Annotated in this window: 14 protein-coding genes and 1 tRNA gene; 5 read left to right on the top strand and 10 right to left on the bottom strand. The window is 68.7% G+C overall.

All coding sequences use genetic code 11. The features are described from left to right. Positions 1-35 precede the first annotated feature (35 nt). A complete protein-coding gene (locus M1L60_RS32790) occupies positions 36-995 on the bottom strand; it encodes an NAD(P)H-quinone oxidoreductase (protein ID WP_253241430.1) in 960 nt (319 codons plus the stop codon). A 76-nt stretch (positions 996-1,071) separates the two neighbouring features. Beyond that, positions 1,072-2,922, bottom strand: coding sequence for a ricin-type beta-trefoil lectin domain protein (locus M1L60_RS32785; RefSeq protein ID WP_253241429.1), 1,851 nt, complete (start codon positions 2,920-2,922; stop codon positions 1,072-1,074). A gap of 215 nt (positions 2,923-3,137) precedes the next feature. On the opposite strand from M1L60_RS32785, the gene M1L60_RS32780 reads away from it, so the two are divergent. After that, positions 3,138-3,222, top strand: a tRNA-Ser gene (locus tag M1L60_RS32780). Positions 3,223-3,522: 300 nt separating this feature from the next. On the opposite strand, the gene M1L60_RS32775 is transcribed toward M1L60_RS32780, so the two are convergent. Together M1L60_RS32775 and soxR are read right to left on the bottom strand one after the other, a co-directional pair. Further along, on the bottom strand, positions 3,523-4,212 hold the full coding sequence (locus tag M1L60_RS32775; RefSeq protein WP_253241428.1) for a hypothetical protein: 690 nt from the start codon (positions 4,210-4,212) through the stop codon (positions 3,523-3,525). A gap of 274 nt (positions 4,213-4,486) precedes the next feature. Then, the gene (soxR, locus tag M1L60_RS32770; protein ID WP_253241427.1) at positions 4,487-4,927 is read right to left on the bottom strand and encodes a redox-sensitive transcriptional activator SoxR; all 441 of its coding nucleotides are present in this window, start codon (positions 4,925-4,927) and stop codon (positions 4,487-4,489) included. A 45-nt stretch (positions 4,928-4,972) separates the two neighbouring features. Here soxR and M1L60_RS32765 point away from each other — a divergent pair, with 45 nt between their 5' ends. Together M1L60_RS32765 and M1L60_RS32760 are read left to right on the top strand one after the other, a co-directional pair. Continuing rightward, on the top strand, positions 4,973-5,653 hold the full coding sequence (locus M1L60_RS32765; protein WP_253241426.1) for a thiamine pyrophosphate-binding protein: 681 nt from the start codon (positions 4,973-4,975) through the stop codon (positions 5,651-5,653). Positions 5,654-5,662: 9 nt separating this feature from the next. Then, positions 5,663-6,532: a transketolase family protein gene (locus M1L60_RS32760; protein ID WP_253241503.1), complete on the top strand. Its 870-nt coding sequence runs from the start codon at positions 5,663-5,665 to the stop codon at positions 6,530-6,532. Between the two features lie 4 nt (positions 6,533-6,536). Here the strand turns inward: M1L60_RS32760 and M1L60_RS32755 are convergent, their stop codons facing one another. Together M1L60_RS32755 and M1L60_RS32750 are read right to left on the bottom strand one after the other, a co-directional pair. Continuing rightward, positions 6,537-6,974, bottom strand: coding sequence for a hypothetical protein (locus M1L60_RS32755; RefSeq protein WP_253241425.1), 438 nt, complete (start codon positions 6,972-6,974; stop codon positions 6,537-6,539). Between the two features lie 58 nt (positions 6,975-7,032). After that, positions 7,033-8,163 carry an acetyl-CoA C-acyltransferase gene (locus M1L60_RS32750; protein ID WP_253241424.1) on the bottom strand — a complete coding sequence of 377 codons (1,131 nt, stop codon included), beginning with the start codon at positions 8,161-8,163 and terminating at the stop codon, positions 7,033-7,035. A 35-nt stretch (positions 8,164-8,198) separates the two neighbouring features. Between M1L60_RS32750 and M1L60_RS32745 the strand changes: the two genes are divergently transcribed. Next, a complete protein-coding gene (locus tag M1L60_RS32745) occupies positions 8,199-8,612 on the top strand; it encodes a PH domain-containing protein (protein WP_253241423.1) in 414 nt (137 codons plus the stop codon). Here M1L60_RS32745 and M1L60_RS32740 read toward each other — a convergent pair. Next, on the bottom strand, positions 8,598-9,512 hold the full coding sequence (locus M1L60_RS32740) for a rhomboid family intramembrane serine protease (protein ID WP_253241422.1): 915 nt from the start codon (positions 9,510-9,512) through the stop codon (positions 8,598-8,600). The genes M1L60_RS32745 and M1L60_RS32740 overlap by 15 nt on opposite strands. Before the next feature lie 14 nt (positions 9,513-9,526). After that, a complete protein-coding gene (locus M1L60_RS32735; protein WP_253241421.1) occupies positions 9,527-10,057 on the bottom strand; it encodes a peptidylprolyl isomerase in 531 nt (176 codons plus the stop codon). A 158-nt stretch (positions 10,058-10,215) separates the two neighbouring features. Here M1L60_RS32735 and M1L60_RS32730 point away from each other — a divergent pair, with 158 nt between their 5' ends. Further along, positions 10,216-10,809 (top strand): hypothetical protein, encoded by a 594-nt coding sequence (locus M1L60_RS32730; protein ID WP_253241420.1) that lies wholly within the window; start codon positions 10,216-10,218, stop codon positions 10,807-10,809. Positions 10,810-10,867: 58 nt separating this feature from the next. Here the strand turns inward: M1L60_RS32730 and M1L60_RS32725 are convergent, their stop codons facing one another. Continuing rightward, positions 10,868-11,914, bottom strand: a complete 1,047-nt coding sequence (locus M1L60_RS32725; protein ID WP_253241502.1) for a magnesium and cobalt transport protein CorA — start codon at positions 11,912-11,914, stop codon at positions 10,868-10,870. Positions 11,915-12,066: 152 nt separating this feature from the next. After that, a complete protein-coding gene (locus M1L60_RS32720) occupies positions 12,067-13,161 on the bottom strand; it encodes an aminotransferase-like domain-containing protein (RefSeq protein WP_253241419.1) in 1,095 nt (364 codons plus the stop codon). Positions 13,162-13,224 lie beyond the last annotated feature (63 nt).

The raw sequence follows: 13,224 nt of genomic DNA, 5'->3' as shown, positions 1-13,224 counted from the left end.
GCCGAGGATTAATCACTCAAAAGTGTGAGTTTGACTCACGGAGTTAGCAAAATCTTGCCGATGTGACTACTCGATTCCATCAGCCGGTGCGCTTCGGTCGCCTCGGCCAACGGCATGGTGGTCTCGATGACCGGCCGGATCGCGCCCGCCTCGATCAACGGCCACACCGTCCGCGTCACGCCGGCCACGATGCGCGCCTTGTCCGCGGCCGGGCGCGCCCGCAGGCTCGTCGACGACACCGAGGCCCGTTTGGCCATGAGAGCGCCGAGATCGAGCTCGGCCTTGCGCCCGCCCTGCATGCCGATCACCGTGAGCCGGCCGTTGGGGGCCAGCGCCTCGATGTTGCGGCTCAGATACTTCGCGCCGACGATGTCGAGGATGACATCGGCCCCGCGCCCGTTGAAGTCGTGGGTGGCCGCCACGAAGTCGTCAGTCGTGTAGTCGACCACCAGGTCGGCCCCCAGCCCGGTCAGGAAGTCGTGCTTGGCCGCGCGGGCGGTGGTGACGACCGAGGCGCCCAGCGCCCGGCCGAGCTGGATCGCGAACGTGCCGATCCCGCTGCCGCCGCCGTGCACCAGCAGCGTCTCGCCCTTGCGCAGGCGGTCGCGGTCGACCACGTTCGACCAGACCGTGGCGCTGACCTCGGGCAGGGCGGCCGCCTCGGTCAGCGAGAGGCCGGTCGGCACCGGGAACAGCTGCCCGACCGGCACCGCGACCCTCTCGGCGTAGCCGCCGCCGGACAGCAGCGCGGCGACCCGCTCGCCGACGTGGTGGCCGGTCACCCCGGGCCCGACCACGCTGATCACACCCGCGCACTCGAGCCCGGGATAGGGCGAAGCGCCGGGCGGGGGCGGATAGTGGCCCTGGCGCTGCGCGACATCGGCCCGGTTGACGCCGGCCGCGGTGACGTCGACGACGACCTCGCCCTCGCCGGCCTCGGGGTCGGGCACCTCGCGCCGGACCAGTTGCTTGTCCTCGATCACGATCGCTTGCATGGGTCCAGCTTGCCCGAGGCGTACGACGAAAAACGGCGGGACCGCGAAGGCCCCGCCGTTTTCGGTCAACGAAGGATCAGGGCGTCGTCCACTTCTGGTTGGCCGCGCCCGTGCAGGCCCACTGCTGCAGCTTGGCCCCGTTCGCCGTGCTGTTTCCTGTGACATCGAGGCACTTGCCGGTGGCGGTGTTCACGATGTCCCGGCTCGCGGTGACCGTCCACTTCTGACTGGCCACCGAGCCGATGCAGTCCCACAGGTGGACCACCGCGCCGTCGGCCGCCGAATTGTTGGCCACGTCCAGGCACTTGCCCAAGCCGCGGATCGTGCCGTCGGAGCCGACGGTCCACTGCTGGTTGGTGTTGCCCGAACCGCAGTCCCACAGCTGGGGCTGGTTGCCGTTCGCGGTCGAGCCACCGGTCACGTCGAGACACTTGCCGCCCAGCCCGGTGATGGTGCCGGTCCGCTGCGAAGGACCGCCTGACTGGCTGCCGCTCCAAGTGAAGGTGGCCGACGTCCGACCCGGCAGGTTGTAGACAAAGGACTGGCCGCCCCAGTTCACCTTGACGCTCTGGTTGCCGGTGGTGGTGTTGTACGCGATCAGCGCCTTGGAACCGTCGCTGTTACGGAAGGCCACGTTGGGCACGGTGCCGTTCGCGCTCGAGTCGATCCGAACCGCCCCCGGGCGTACGAACTTCGTCAGATGCCCCATCGTGTAGTACTCGACGGTGTAGTCGACCTGGCCGTTCCGGCTGCCTCCGCGCTGCACGGTGACCAGGCCGGTGCAGGTGCCGCAGCCCCCGTTGTGCGGACCCATGTTCTGATCGACCGCGAGCGACCACTTCGTCCAGGCCCGGCCCCAGTTGCGGAAGTACTCGATGAGGTCGCCCATGTCCTCGGCGTGCTGGTTGCTGACCCAGGTGCCGCCGGAGTGCTCGGTCATGTACATGTTCACGTTCGGGTACTGGTTGCGTACGGTGCTCGACACCGACGGGCTGCCGCCGTAGTCGTGCCAGGCGATGCCGCCGAAGTTGGGGTGGTTGCGGATCGCGGTGTCACCGACGAGCGGGGCCACCCACTGGTCGTACGTGTCGAAGTTCCAGTCCCCGATGAGGAGCTTGGTGTTGAGCCCGGCCGACTGCAGCGCCGGCATCAGGTCGTTCTTGGCGAACGACTGCAGACCCGAGACCGGCCACTGCATCGACGGGTAACCGGGGCAGCAGCCCGGCTCGTTCTGCGACGTGACGTACCGGATCGGCACGCCCTGCGCCTGGTAGCCCTGGATGTACTTCACGAAATACTGCGCGTACGTCTTGTAGTACTGGGCCTGCAGATAGCCCTGGCTGTAGGCGTTGTTGTCCTTCATCCAGGTCGGCGCGGTCCACGGCGAGGCCATCACGAAGCCGGCCGGGTTGAGGCCGACGGCCTGCTTGGTCAGCGCCATGACATCGGCGTCCCGCGCGAGCGAGAAGTCGTTGACGTCGCAGCACGTGGTGTCGTACGAGAAATTGTTCTGAGCCAGATCGGACGACCCGATGACATTGCGGATCGCGCTGACCCCGATGCCGCCGGTCGGGCTGAACAGCTTGGTCATCACGTCGTTCTGGGTGGCCGCGGAGAGCGCGCCGCTCCCGCGGATGTTGAAGGCGGCGGTGTCCGTGATCGACGCGCCGGCCCCCTCGAACTGCTGGTAGGTGGTGTTCTCGTTGACCGTGATGGTCTGGTTGGCCGACCCGCTGCTGCTCGCGAACGCGGTCGGCGACTGCTGCTGGAGGCCGCGGGTGACGGTGCGGCCGCCGCTGTCACTGGTCGTCGTCAGATAGACGTTGACCGACTCGTTGGCGGCGAACGCCGCCGGCGCGATCAGGACGGTCGCCGACACGACCGAGGTCGCCGCGGCGACCCACCCGATCTTCCTTCCGATGGTCATACAGGGGACTCCCTTGCCTGAGGTGGGGGCCTTGGCCGGGATGGGTTAAGGCTCTGAACCATAACCACGTCCATCGATACTGTGTCAACGCCTGTAAATGTTCCAGTTCATATGTTTCACCAGCTCAGAACTATGTAAAGAGTGTTAAATAAAGTTTCCGTACGACTCCTCGCCGACCCGCGCAGGCCGTCTGGCACACTGGGACGGCAACATCGGGAGGGCTCGCCTAGTGGCCGATGGCGCCGGTCTTGAAAACCGGTAAGGGGAAACTCTTCGTGGGTTCGAATCCCACGCCCTCCGCACACCCTGCTCAGTAAGGCCCCCGCTGACCTGCGCGCACGGCAGGCCCGGGCGGGGTCCTGTGCTTACCTGTCGAGTCTCATTCGATCTCATCGCGCTGTCTTCGGGCCGGGGTTGTGCCGGTCGAGAAGATGCAAGAGGCGCTCCAGAGCCTCGTCCGGGCCCCGATGTTCGAGGCGCTGCGGTCGCAAGGCCAAGATCACGCTTGAGTGGGAGCGATGATCACGGACTTTCACGGGGTTCGAGACATCGAGCAGCACCCAGCTGATCCGGAGAAGGTAATCGCGCCGTAAACAGCCGCTACTTACCCTCATTGGCTGGGTAGCGTTCGATGGCCACTCCGTCGCGGACGGCCTCGGTGATTTCGGCGCCGAGCAGGTTGCGGGCGGTGTCGGACCACGGTGGGCGAGGATCGCTGCGGGTCTTTTTCCATACCGCGTCGGCGTTTTCGGTGGCGGTTGGTACGTCGGGTAGGGCGGCTCTGAGCTCGGCCTTAACGGCGGCTCGGATTTCGGCGGCTATCCACTTCTTGTCGTCGGCGGTCAGGGCCACGGGGACGTCCTCCAGGTGCCAGGAAGCGGTTGAGGCTTCGTGGGCGGATGTGTATGACGATGAGAAGTGCGCGTGGTGGTCGTGGGCGTTCGAGCCGGTATATCGCTGTTGCCGCCAGTCGTTGCTGGCTGACCAGATGCGACGGTTGAAGATGATGTAGCGCAACCGTTTCTCCGCGCCCGAGCGGCATCGGGTCAGCAGGAACTGCACGACGTTCTCCATCGACAGGCCGGGGACTCGCAGGTCGATGTCGACGTCGATCGCATGCACCTCGTTGACGCGGTCGGCATCGCGGATCGGGACGTTGCCGGTTTCGTCGGGATTGTGATCCGACTGGCTGTCCTGGTGAGCCGAGTCGCCGACCGAACCGTCGCTCGACTTGTCCCGGTTCGGGGCGATCGTGTTGAACTCGGAACGCAGCCTGACCAGGCAGGGCACCAGAATCCAACTGGCCATGCGGGCCTCCTCATCACCGGAGCCGGCTCACCGGACAGGTTCAAAGTAGCCCGTCGACCTTTGAACAAACTCAGCTCAGGCAGCGGACCGAAACGACGATCCGGGGCGCACGGCCGTCATCACGCCCGGCACGATGGGGGGTTCGGGTTCGGGCTGCAACGTCCACGTCAGACCGGCGCCGGCCAGAACTCCCACCGCGAGCAGGATCGCACCCCAACGCCGCATAGCGCAGGATGATGTCACCCGCCGGGGACGGTCAGGAAGGCGGGTTGAGCAGGATGCGGGCGCCCGGACCCTCGTCGGCCAGCGCGTCGCCCGGATTGATCAATTTGCACCGGTGCAGCGAGAGACAGCCGCAGCCGATGCAGCCGGACAAGTCGTCCCGCAGGCGCTGCATCAGGGCGATTTTCTCTTCGAGGCGGTGCCGCCATCGATCGGACAGCCGGGCCCAGTCGGCCCGGGTCGGCGTACGGTTCTCGGGCAGCTCGGCCAGGGCCGCGCGCACCTCGTCGAGCGAGACCCCGACCTGCTGCGCGATCCGGATGAAGGCGACCCGCCGCAGCTCGGTCCGCTCGTACCGGCGCTGGTTGCCCGACGTGCGGGTGGAGTGGATCAGGCCCTCGCGCTCGTAGTAGCGCAGGGCCGACGGCGCCACCCCGCTGCGGGCGGCGAAGTCACCTATGGTGAGCGTCTCCATCGTTTCCCTTGAGTTGAAGTGCACTTCAACTTGCAGCCTATCCCCATGACAGCGACAGCAGTGCTACCCGACCAGCTCGGTCCCCTGCTGCACCGGATCACCGGGGACGAGAAACACGCGCCGAGCGCCCACTCGACGCTGGACGTGCTCTGGGTGCTCTACGACCGCGTGCTGCGGATCAGCCCCGAGACCGTCGACGCGCCCGACCGCGACCGCTTCCTGCTCTCCAAGGGGCACGGGCCGGCCGCCTACTACGCCGTACTCGCGGCCAAGGGCTTCTTTCCCGAACGGTGGCTCGACGACCTGGGCGGCTGGGACAGCCCGCTCGGCCATCACCCGGACCGCGTCCGCATCCCCGGGGTCGAGGTCGGCACCGGTTCGCTCGGGCACGGCCTCGGGCTGGGCGTGGGGGTCGCGCTCGGCCTGCGGGCTCAAGGCTATTCGCGTACGCGAACCTTCGTGCTCCTCGGCGACGCCGAGCTCGACGAGGGGTCGAACCACGAGGGCATCGCCTACGCGGCCGCGACCCGCCTGCCGATCACGGCGATCGTCATCGACAACCAGTCCTCGACCCACGGCTGGCCGGGCGGGATCGCCGCGCGGTTCCCGGGCTGGGACACGTCCGTCGTGAATGGACGCGATCGCGACCGCCTGGAACGCGTGCTCGAGCCGCGGCACGACCGCCCCAACCTGATCGTCGCCACCGTCGAACGCAAGGGGAGCTGATCGAAGATGATGCGCGAGAGTTTCATCGCCACCACCACCGAGCTGCTGGACGAGGACCCGCGGACGGCCTTGGTGCTGGCCGACATCTCCGCCGAATCGTTCGCTCCGGCCCGGCACCGGCATCCGGAGCGGGTGCTCAACGTGGGCATCCGCGAGCAGTTGATGGCCAGTGTGGCGGGCGGGCTGGCCCTGACCGGGATGCGGCCCTACCTGCACTCCTACGCCCCGTTCGCCGTCGACCGGGCCTACGAGCAGCTCAAGCTCGACCTGGGCCACCAGGACGCGGGCGCGGTCGTGGTCACGATCGGCGGCTCGTACGACGCGTCGGAGGAGGGCTACACGCATCAGTCGCCGGGCGACGTGGCGCTGCTCGACACGCTCGAGGGCTGGACGATTCACGTGCCGGGGCATCACGACGAGGTGCCGGACATGCTGCGCGACGCGGCCCGGCATGACGACCGGGTTTACGTACGCCTAGGAGTGCAGGAGAACAGCCGGGCGCACCGGGACGCGGGCCGGCTGCAGGCTCTGCGCCGCGGAAAAGCACTGGTCGTGGCGGTCGGGCCGATGCTCGACCCGGTGCTCGAGGCGACCACCGGTCTCGACGTGACCGTCGCCTACACGAACCGGCCGCGCCCGTTCGACGCCGAAGGGCTGCGTGCGCTGGCCGGCCGCGAGGTCGTCCTGGTCGAGCCGTACCTGGCCGGGACGTCGGCCGCCGCGGTCAGCGCGGCCCTGGAAGGGTTGCCGCACCGCGTGCTTCACCTGGGCGTCGGCCGCACCGAGGTCCGCCGGTACGGCTCGTGGCGCGATCACGCACGGGCCCACGGCCTCGACGCACCGGGCCTGCGCGCGTCGATCGTCGACTTCCTGGGCTAGAGCGTCAGGCGGCGAGCGCGTGCTGTTTGTGGAAGACCTGCCGGAGCAGTCCGTCCGCGTGCCACACCGTGTCCGGGCTGCTCAGCCGCATCCGGAACCGCTCGCGCACCCCGTCCACGGCGGTGGCCGCGATGTCGAGCGCGGTCCGCGACGCCGTCGGGCTCCAGCTCACGTTGCTCAGGTGCCGCAGGTTGGCATTCAGGTGCAGCCGCAGGCGGTGCAGCACCTTGGTCTCCTGCGTCACCACGAGCCGCCGGTGCGTCAGCACCAGCATGAACTCGCCGGACAGCGGAGCCTCGGGGCGCAGACATCGGCCGACCAGCACGGTGGTCTCGTCGGACTCGACGCAGCGGCGCACGACGGGCAGGTGCCGGCTCACGGTCGGGATGGCGACACCGGCCTCGGCGGCAGCGGGGAGGAACGTACGCGAAAACACGTCCATGTGGCGTTTAACTTCCGACTTGCCGTGAAGTCGCTGCCCCGGGGCGATGAATGTCGAATTACAAAGCCTCGACAATCGTGGCGTTGGCCATGCCGGCGCCCTCACACATGGTTTGCAGGCCAAATCGGATTCCGGACTGTCGCATGTGGTGCAGCATCGTCGTCATGATGCGCGCGCCGGATGCCCCGAGCGGGTGACCGAGGGCGATCGCCCCACCGCGCGGATTCATCCGGGCGCGGTCGGCGCCGGTCTCGGCCAGCCAGGCCAGCGGCACGGGGGCGAAGGCCTCGTTGACCTCATACACGCCCAGATCGCCGATCGACAGGCCCGACCGGGCCAGCGCCTTGGCCGTGGCCGGCATGGGTGCGGTCAGCACGATCACCGGGTCGGCCGCGGCGATCACGGCCGTGTGCACGCGGGCCAGCGGCGTCAGGCCGTGCGCGGCGGCCCACTCCGAGGTGGTGACCGCGAGCGCCGCCGCGCCGTCCGAGATCTGCGAGGCCGTGCCCGCGGTGACCACGCCGTTCTCCTTGAACGGGGTCTTGAGCCCGGCCAGCTTCTCGAGCGAGGTGTCGCGGCGGATGCCCTCGTCCTGCTTCACCCCGGCCAGCGGCTCGATCTCGGCGTCGAACTCGCCCGAATCCTGGGCCCGGGCCGCGGCGGCGTGGCTGGACAGCGCGTACTCCTCGAGCTGGGCCCGCGAGAAGCCCCAGCGCTCGGCCACCATCTCGGCCCCGACGCCCTGGTTGAACGAGTCGACGCCGTAGCGCGTGCGCACGCTTTCGCCGTACGGGTCGGCGCCCTGCCCGCTCGAGCCCATCGGCACCCGGGTCATCGACTCGACACCGCCCGCCACGACCAGGTCGGCCTGACCCGAGATCACCGTGGCCGCGGCGAAGTGCAGCGCCTGCTGACTCGAACCGCACTGCCGGTCGATGGTGGTGCCCGGAATCGTCTCGGGCCACCCGGCGGCCAGCACGGCGTTGCGCCCGATGTTCCACGACTGCTCGGCGACCTGGGACACGCAACCCCAGTGCACGTCGTCGACCAGGGCCGGGTCGAAGCCGGTGCGCTCGGCCAGCGCCCGCAGCACGTGGGCCGACAGATCCACCGGGTGCACCCCGGCCAGGCCGCCGCCCCGCCGGCCGATCGGGGTCCGGACCGCTCCGACGATCACCGCATCACGCATGGATCGACGGTATCTCTCACTGCCATAGTTAGTGCATGCAGTGGCGTATCAAGCCGGTTCTGCCGGTCAGCAAACTCATCGGTGTGGTCGCCGTCGTCGTGCTGGCGTTCGCCTTCGCCGGGCGCGACCCGGTGCGCTGGGTGCTCGCGGCCGTGGTCGTGGTGGGGCTGCTGGGCTGGGCGTTGCGCGACCTGCTGCGGCCGGTGCGGCTGGCGGCCGACGCCGAGGGGGTCACCGTCGTCACGGGTTATGCGAGCCGGCGGCGGCTCGCGTGGGACCAGATCGAACGCGTACGGGTCGACCGCCGCACCCACCGCGGCCTGCGCAGCGAGATGCTGGAGCTCGACGCGGGCGAGGCCATCTATCTGTTCAGCGCCAACGACCTGGGCGCCCTGCCCGAAGAGGTGGCCACCGCGCTGGCCGACCTGCGGGTGTCAGCCCCCCAGTAACGTCTGCGTGCGCACGATGGCCGCCGCGAGCAGGATGACGAACACCGCCGCGCAGCCCAGCCCCTGGATCAGACTGCGTCTTTTGTTGGGGGCGTACGCGAGGATCAGTGCGACGATCCCGCCGACAACCAGCCCGCCGATGTGCCCGGCCACCGACACGTTGGGCACGCTGAACGTGAAGAGCAGGTTGACCACGAGCAGCGGGATGAACTGGCTGATGTCGAGCCGCAGCCGCCGGTTGACCACGATGATCGCCAGCACCAGCCCGAAGACCGAGGTCGAGGCCCCGGCGGCCTGGGCGTTGGGCAGGGTGAACAGGTAGGCCGCGACGTTGCCGCCGATGCCGGCCAGCAGATAGAGCCCGGCGAAGCGCAGCGGGCCCAGCTTCTCTTCCAAATAGCGGCCGAGCTGCCACAGCAGCACCATGTTGAGCAGCAGGTGCAGGATGCCGTAGTGCAGGAACATGGCCGTGACCAGGCGATACCACTCGCCGGCGGCGATGCCGTGGGGGTCGCCGCCCTGGATGTAGGGCGCGTAGCCCAGCACCGAACCCCAACGGGTGACGTCGGTGCCCTGGCCCATCAGGCCGAACCACCCACCGGCGCCGGCGATGGCCCGCGGGCCGCCGACGACGGCCGACACGATGAAGAAGAGCGCGTTGATGCCGATCAGCACCCGGGTCACGTAACCGGCGCGACCGGCCGCGCTGCCGCCGAACGCGGTGCGCGCCTGGCGCTGGGTGCGTCGCCCCTCGGCGACGCATTCCGGGCACTGGTGACCGACCGACGCCTCGTTCATGCAATCGGGGCAGATCGGCCGGTCACACCGTGTGCACCGGATGTAAGTCTCCTTGGACGGGTGGCGGTAGCAGACCGGGACCGTCGAGGGAGCCTCACTCATGTGTCAAAGGTACTTCAGTCCTTCGCGCGCTCGATTTCCACGCGCTCGACGACGACGTCCTCGCGCGGACGGTCGCCCGGGCCGGTCGGCGTGGTGGCGATCGAGTCGACGACCTTGGCCGACTGCTCGTCCGCGACCTGACCGAAGATCGTGTGCCGGCGGTTGAGGTGCGGGGTCGGCGCGACCGTCACGAAGAACTGCGAGCCGTTGGTGCCCGGGCCCGCGTTGGCCATGGCCAGCAGGTACGGGCGGTCGAAGGAGAGCTCCGGGTGGAACTCGTCGGCGAACTGGAAGCCCGGGCCACCGCGCCCGGTGCCGGTCGGGTCGCCGAGCTGGATCATGAAGCCGGCGATGACGCGGTGCGAGATCGTGCCGTCGTAGTAGGGACCGCTGCCCTTCTGGCCCGTGCGCGGGTCGGTGTAGTCCTTCGTGCCCTCAGCGAGCTCCACGAAGTTGCGCACGGTCGCCGGGGCGTGATCCGGGAACAGCTGGAGCCGGATCGGGCCGTGGTTGGTGTGCAGGGTGGCGTAAAGCTTCTCGGCCACGGGTACTCCTCCTGTGTCGCGCCCCGCAGTACCTCTTGGGGGGCGATGGGACAGTTCCTTGCAGTTCGGATCCTCCCCCATGTGTCAGAAGCGGCAGCGCGGGGGTACCGATAGAGGGCACGATGTTGTCGGGAGAGAACCTCAGGAGGTGGGCACTGGTGTTCGCAACGATGCGCCGCAAGAGCCGTAGCACGCGGATGAAGAACGAGCTCGGACAGAGCGTTGACCACTTCAAGCGGGCCGCGTCCCTCGCGGCCGCCGAGACCAGCGCGACGGTCGGGCCGACGCTGACGGCGGCGGTCGACCGGGTTCAGCCGGCCGCGGTCAAGGCCAAGGACGTGGCCTCGTCCGGGTGGGACAGCGCGGTGGCAACGATCACTCCGCTGGTCACGGCCGCGAGCGAGAACGCGCGGCAGGCCGGCAAGGTGAGCAAGCGCAAGGCCAAGAAGACCGCCAAGCAGAACCAGAAGGCGGCCCTCAAGCTGCAGAAGCGGGCCAGCAAGGCGGTCGGCCGCAAGGAGAAGAAGGGCCGCGGCTCCAAGCTGCTCGGCTTCGCCCTGCTCGGCACGGCCATCGGCATCGGGGCCGCCTACGCGGCCAAGCGCCGTCAGGCCGCGCAGTGGGATGAGTACGACCCGGCCGCCCCGATCGCCTCGACGACCCCGGCCACCGGTGTCGACGACGCGGCCTTCGAGCCGGAGGTCTCGCAGAACGGCACGGTGCCCAACACCGCGCCGCACACCCCTCGGTAGAGCGACGGGTACGCCCGATAGGGCGGGTTCACTTCGGTGACCCGCCCTACTGTGGTGCTCACAGCCAGCCGCTGCGCCTGAACACTCGATAGAGCAACACCGAGACGATCAGGATGATCAGCCACCACGACGCGTAGCCGTACTTCCAGGTCAGCTCGGGCATGAAGCTGAAGTTCATGCCGTAGATGCCGGCCCCCGCGGTCCACACCGTGGCGATGGCCGCCCACGCCGCGATCTTGCGCATGTCGTTGTTCTGGTCGACCGTGACCTGGGCCAGCCGGGCCTGCAGGATCGAGTTGAGCAGGTCGTCGAAGGACGAGACCTGCTCGACCGTACGGGTCAGGTGGTCCTGCACGTCTCGGAAGTACTTGCCGATCCGCTTGGGCACGATCGCCATGATCATCGCGAGCGGGCGCTGCAACGGCACCACCGCGCGCCGGAACTCCACGAGCTCGCGTTTCATCTGATAAATCGCCGGAATCGGGCTGGCGTGGTCGCGCGAGAAGACGCCCTCCTCGATCAGGTCGAGATCGGACTCGACCTGGTCGGCCACGGCGACGTAGTGGTCGACCACCCGGTCGGTCACCGCGTAGGCCACGGCCCACGGGCCCTGCTCGATCAGGTCGGCCCGTTCCGTCTCGAGGTCGGCCCGCACCGAGCCCAGCTCGGACGCGTCGCCGTGGCGCACGGTGATGACGAACTGCTCACCGACAAAGATCATCATCTGGCCGGTCTCGACCACCTGCGAGTTCTCGGTGATCTCGCCGTGCGGCACGTAACGCGCGGTGCGCATGACCAGGAAGTGGACCGAGCCGAACTGCTCGAGCTTGGGCCGCTGTTCGGCCTTGACCGCGTCCTCGACGGCCAGCTCGTGCAGGCCGTAGGTGTGCGCGATGGCCGCCATCTCGGGCTGGCTCGGCTCGTGCAGGCCGAGCCAGACGTACGCGTCATCGCGCGAGCAGGCCGTCTTGAGCGCCTCGTCGGGGGTGAAATCGCCGGGCAGTCGCCGGCCGCCGGCGTAGACCGCGCAGTCGACGACGCCGCTGCCCACCTGACCGGAGTTCGGGTCGGGGCGCCCGTCGGTCGTGCCGAGGATACGGTTCATCGCCCGGACCGGCGCGGCGAAGGCCCGCGACAGCGGCCTGTTCCGGGAACGATCGCTCACCTTTGCCTCCCCACACGGACGTTCAAAACCGCCAGAGGCTACGCCCGGCGGGTAGTAGCCGACCCACCGGGCGTCCGTTCCGCGCGGACGGGTCAGCCGCGAACCTCTTCGATCGCCTCGGCCAGGCGGCGCACACCCTCGTCGATCTGCTCGACGGTGACCGCCGAGTAGGCCAGCCGGACCGAGTTGTGGCCGCCCTCGAGCAGGAAGTCGCTGCCCTTGACGATGGCCACGCCCTTCTTCATCGCGGCCGGGAAGAGCTTGTCGACGTTGACGTCGGACGGCAGGTCGACCCAGAGGAAGTAGCCGCCGTCGGGCTCGGTGAAGGTCGCGCCGGGGATGTGCTTGCGCAGCGACTCACCCAGCACGCGGGCCCGCTCGCCGAGGGCGGCGCTGACCGTCGCCACGGAGCGCTCGATGTCGCCCGAGACGCAGAACTGGTGCACGATCGCCTCGGAAACCATGCCGGGCGAGATGTACAGGTTGGTGGCCTTCTTGGCGATCGCGTCGATCAGCGCGGCCGGGCCGACCAGGTAGCCCACGCGAACACCGGGGCACACCGTCTTGGTGAAGCTGGAGGCGTGCACGACCAGGTTGTCGCTGTCCTGCGAGAGCATCGAGGGCAGGGCGTCGCCGCGGAAGCGGATGTCGACGTACGGGTCGTCCTCGAAGATCGTGAACTCGTACTGGGCGGCCAGCGCGAGCAGGGCCTGGCGCTTCTCGACCGAGAGCGTGATGCCGGCCGGGTTCTGATAGTTCGGGATGATGTGGGCGAGCTTGGGACGCACGCCCGACTCCAGCAGCGTCCGCAGCTCGTCGACGTCGATGCCGTCGGACTGCAGCGTCACCTGGTGCACCTTGGCCCCGAGGTTCTGCAGGCTGAGCAGGGTGCGGTCGTACGTCGGCTTCTCGACCACGACGTCGTCGCCCGGCTGCACGAGGTGGTTGAACAGGAACGCGTCGGCCTGGAGGGAGCCGTTCGTCACAATGACCTGATCGGCCGAGACGCCGTGCTTCTCGGCGATCCACTTGCGCAGCGGGACATAGCCGACGGACGTGCCGTAGGCGGTCACACCAGCGGGATCGGCGTCGAAGGCGCGCGCGGCGGCGGCCTTGAGGCCCTCGACGTCGATGATGTCCAGCGACGGAGCGCCCCGGGCGAAAGAGATCAGCTGCTCAGCGGTCATGGCCACCAGCTTACGAGCCGCCTCTACGGAATTTCCGTTCGGCTCGTGCGGTCCGGGCTGTGG

The sequence above is a fragment of the Paractinoplanes aksuensis genome (assembly GCF_024137025.1).
Taxonomy (GTDB): domain Bacteria; phylum Actinomycetota; class Actinomycetes; order Mycobacteriales; family Micromonosporaceae; genus Actinoplanes; species Actinoplanes aksuensis.
Note: the sequence above shows the minus strand (reverse complement) of the source record. Positions and strands in the feature narration are given on the sequence as shown.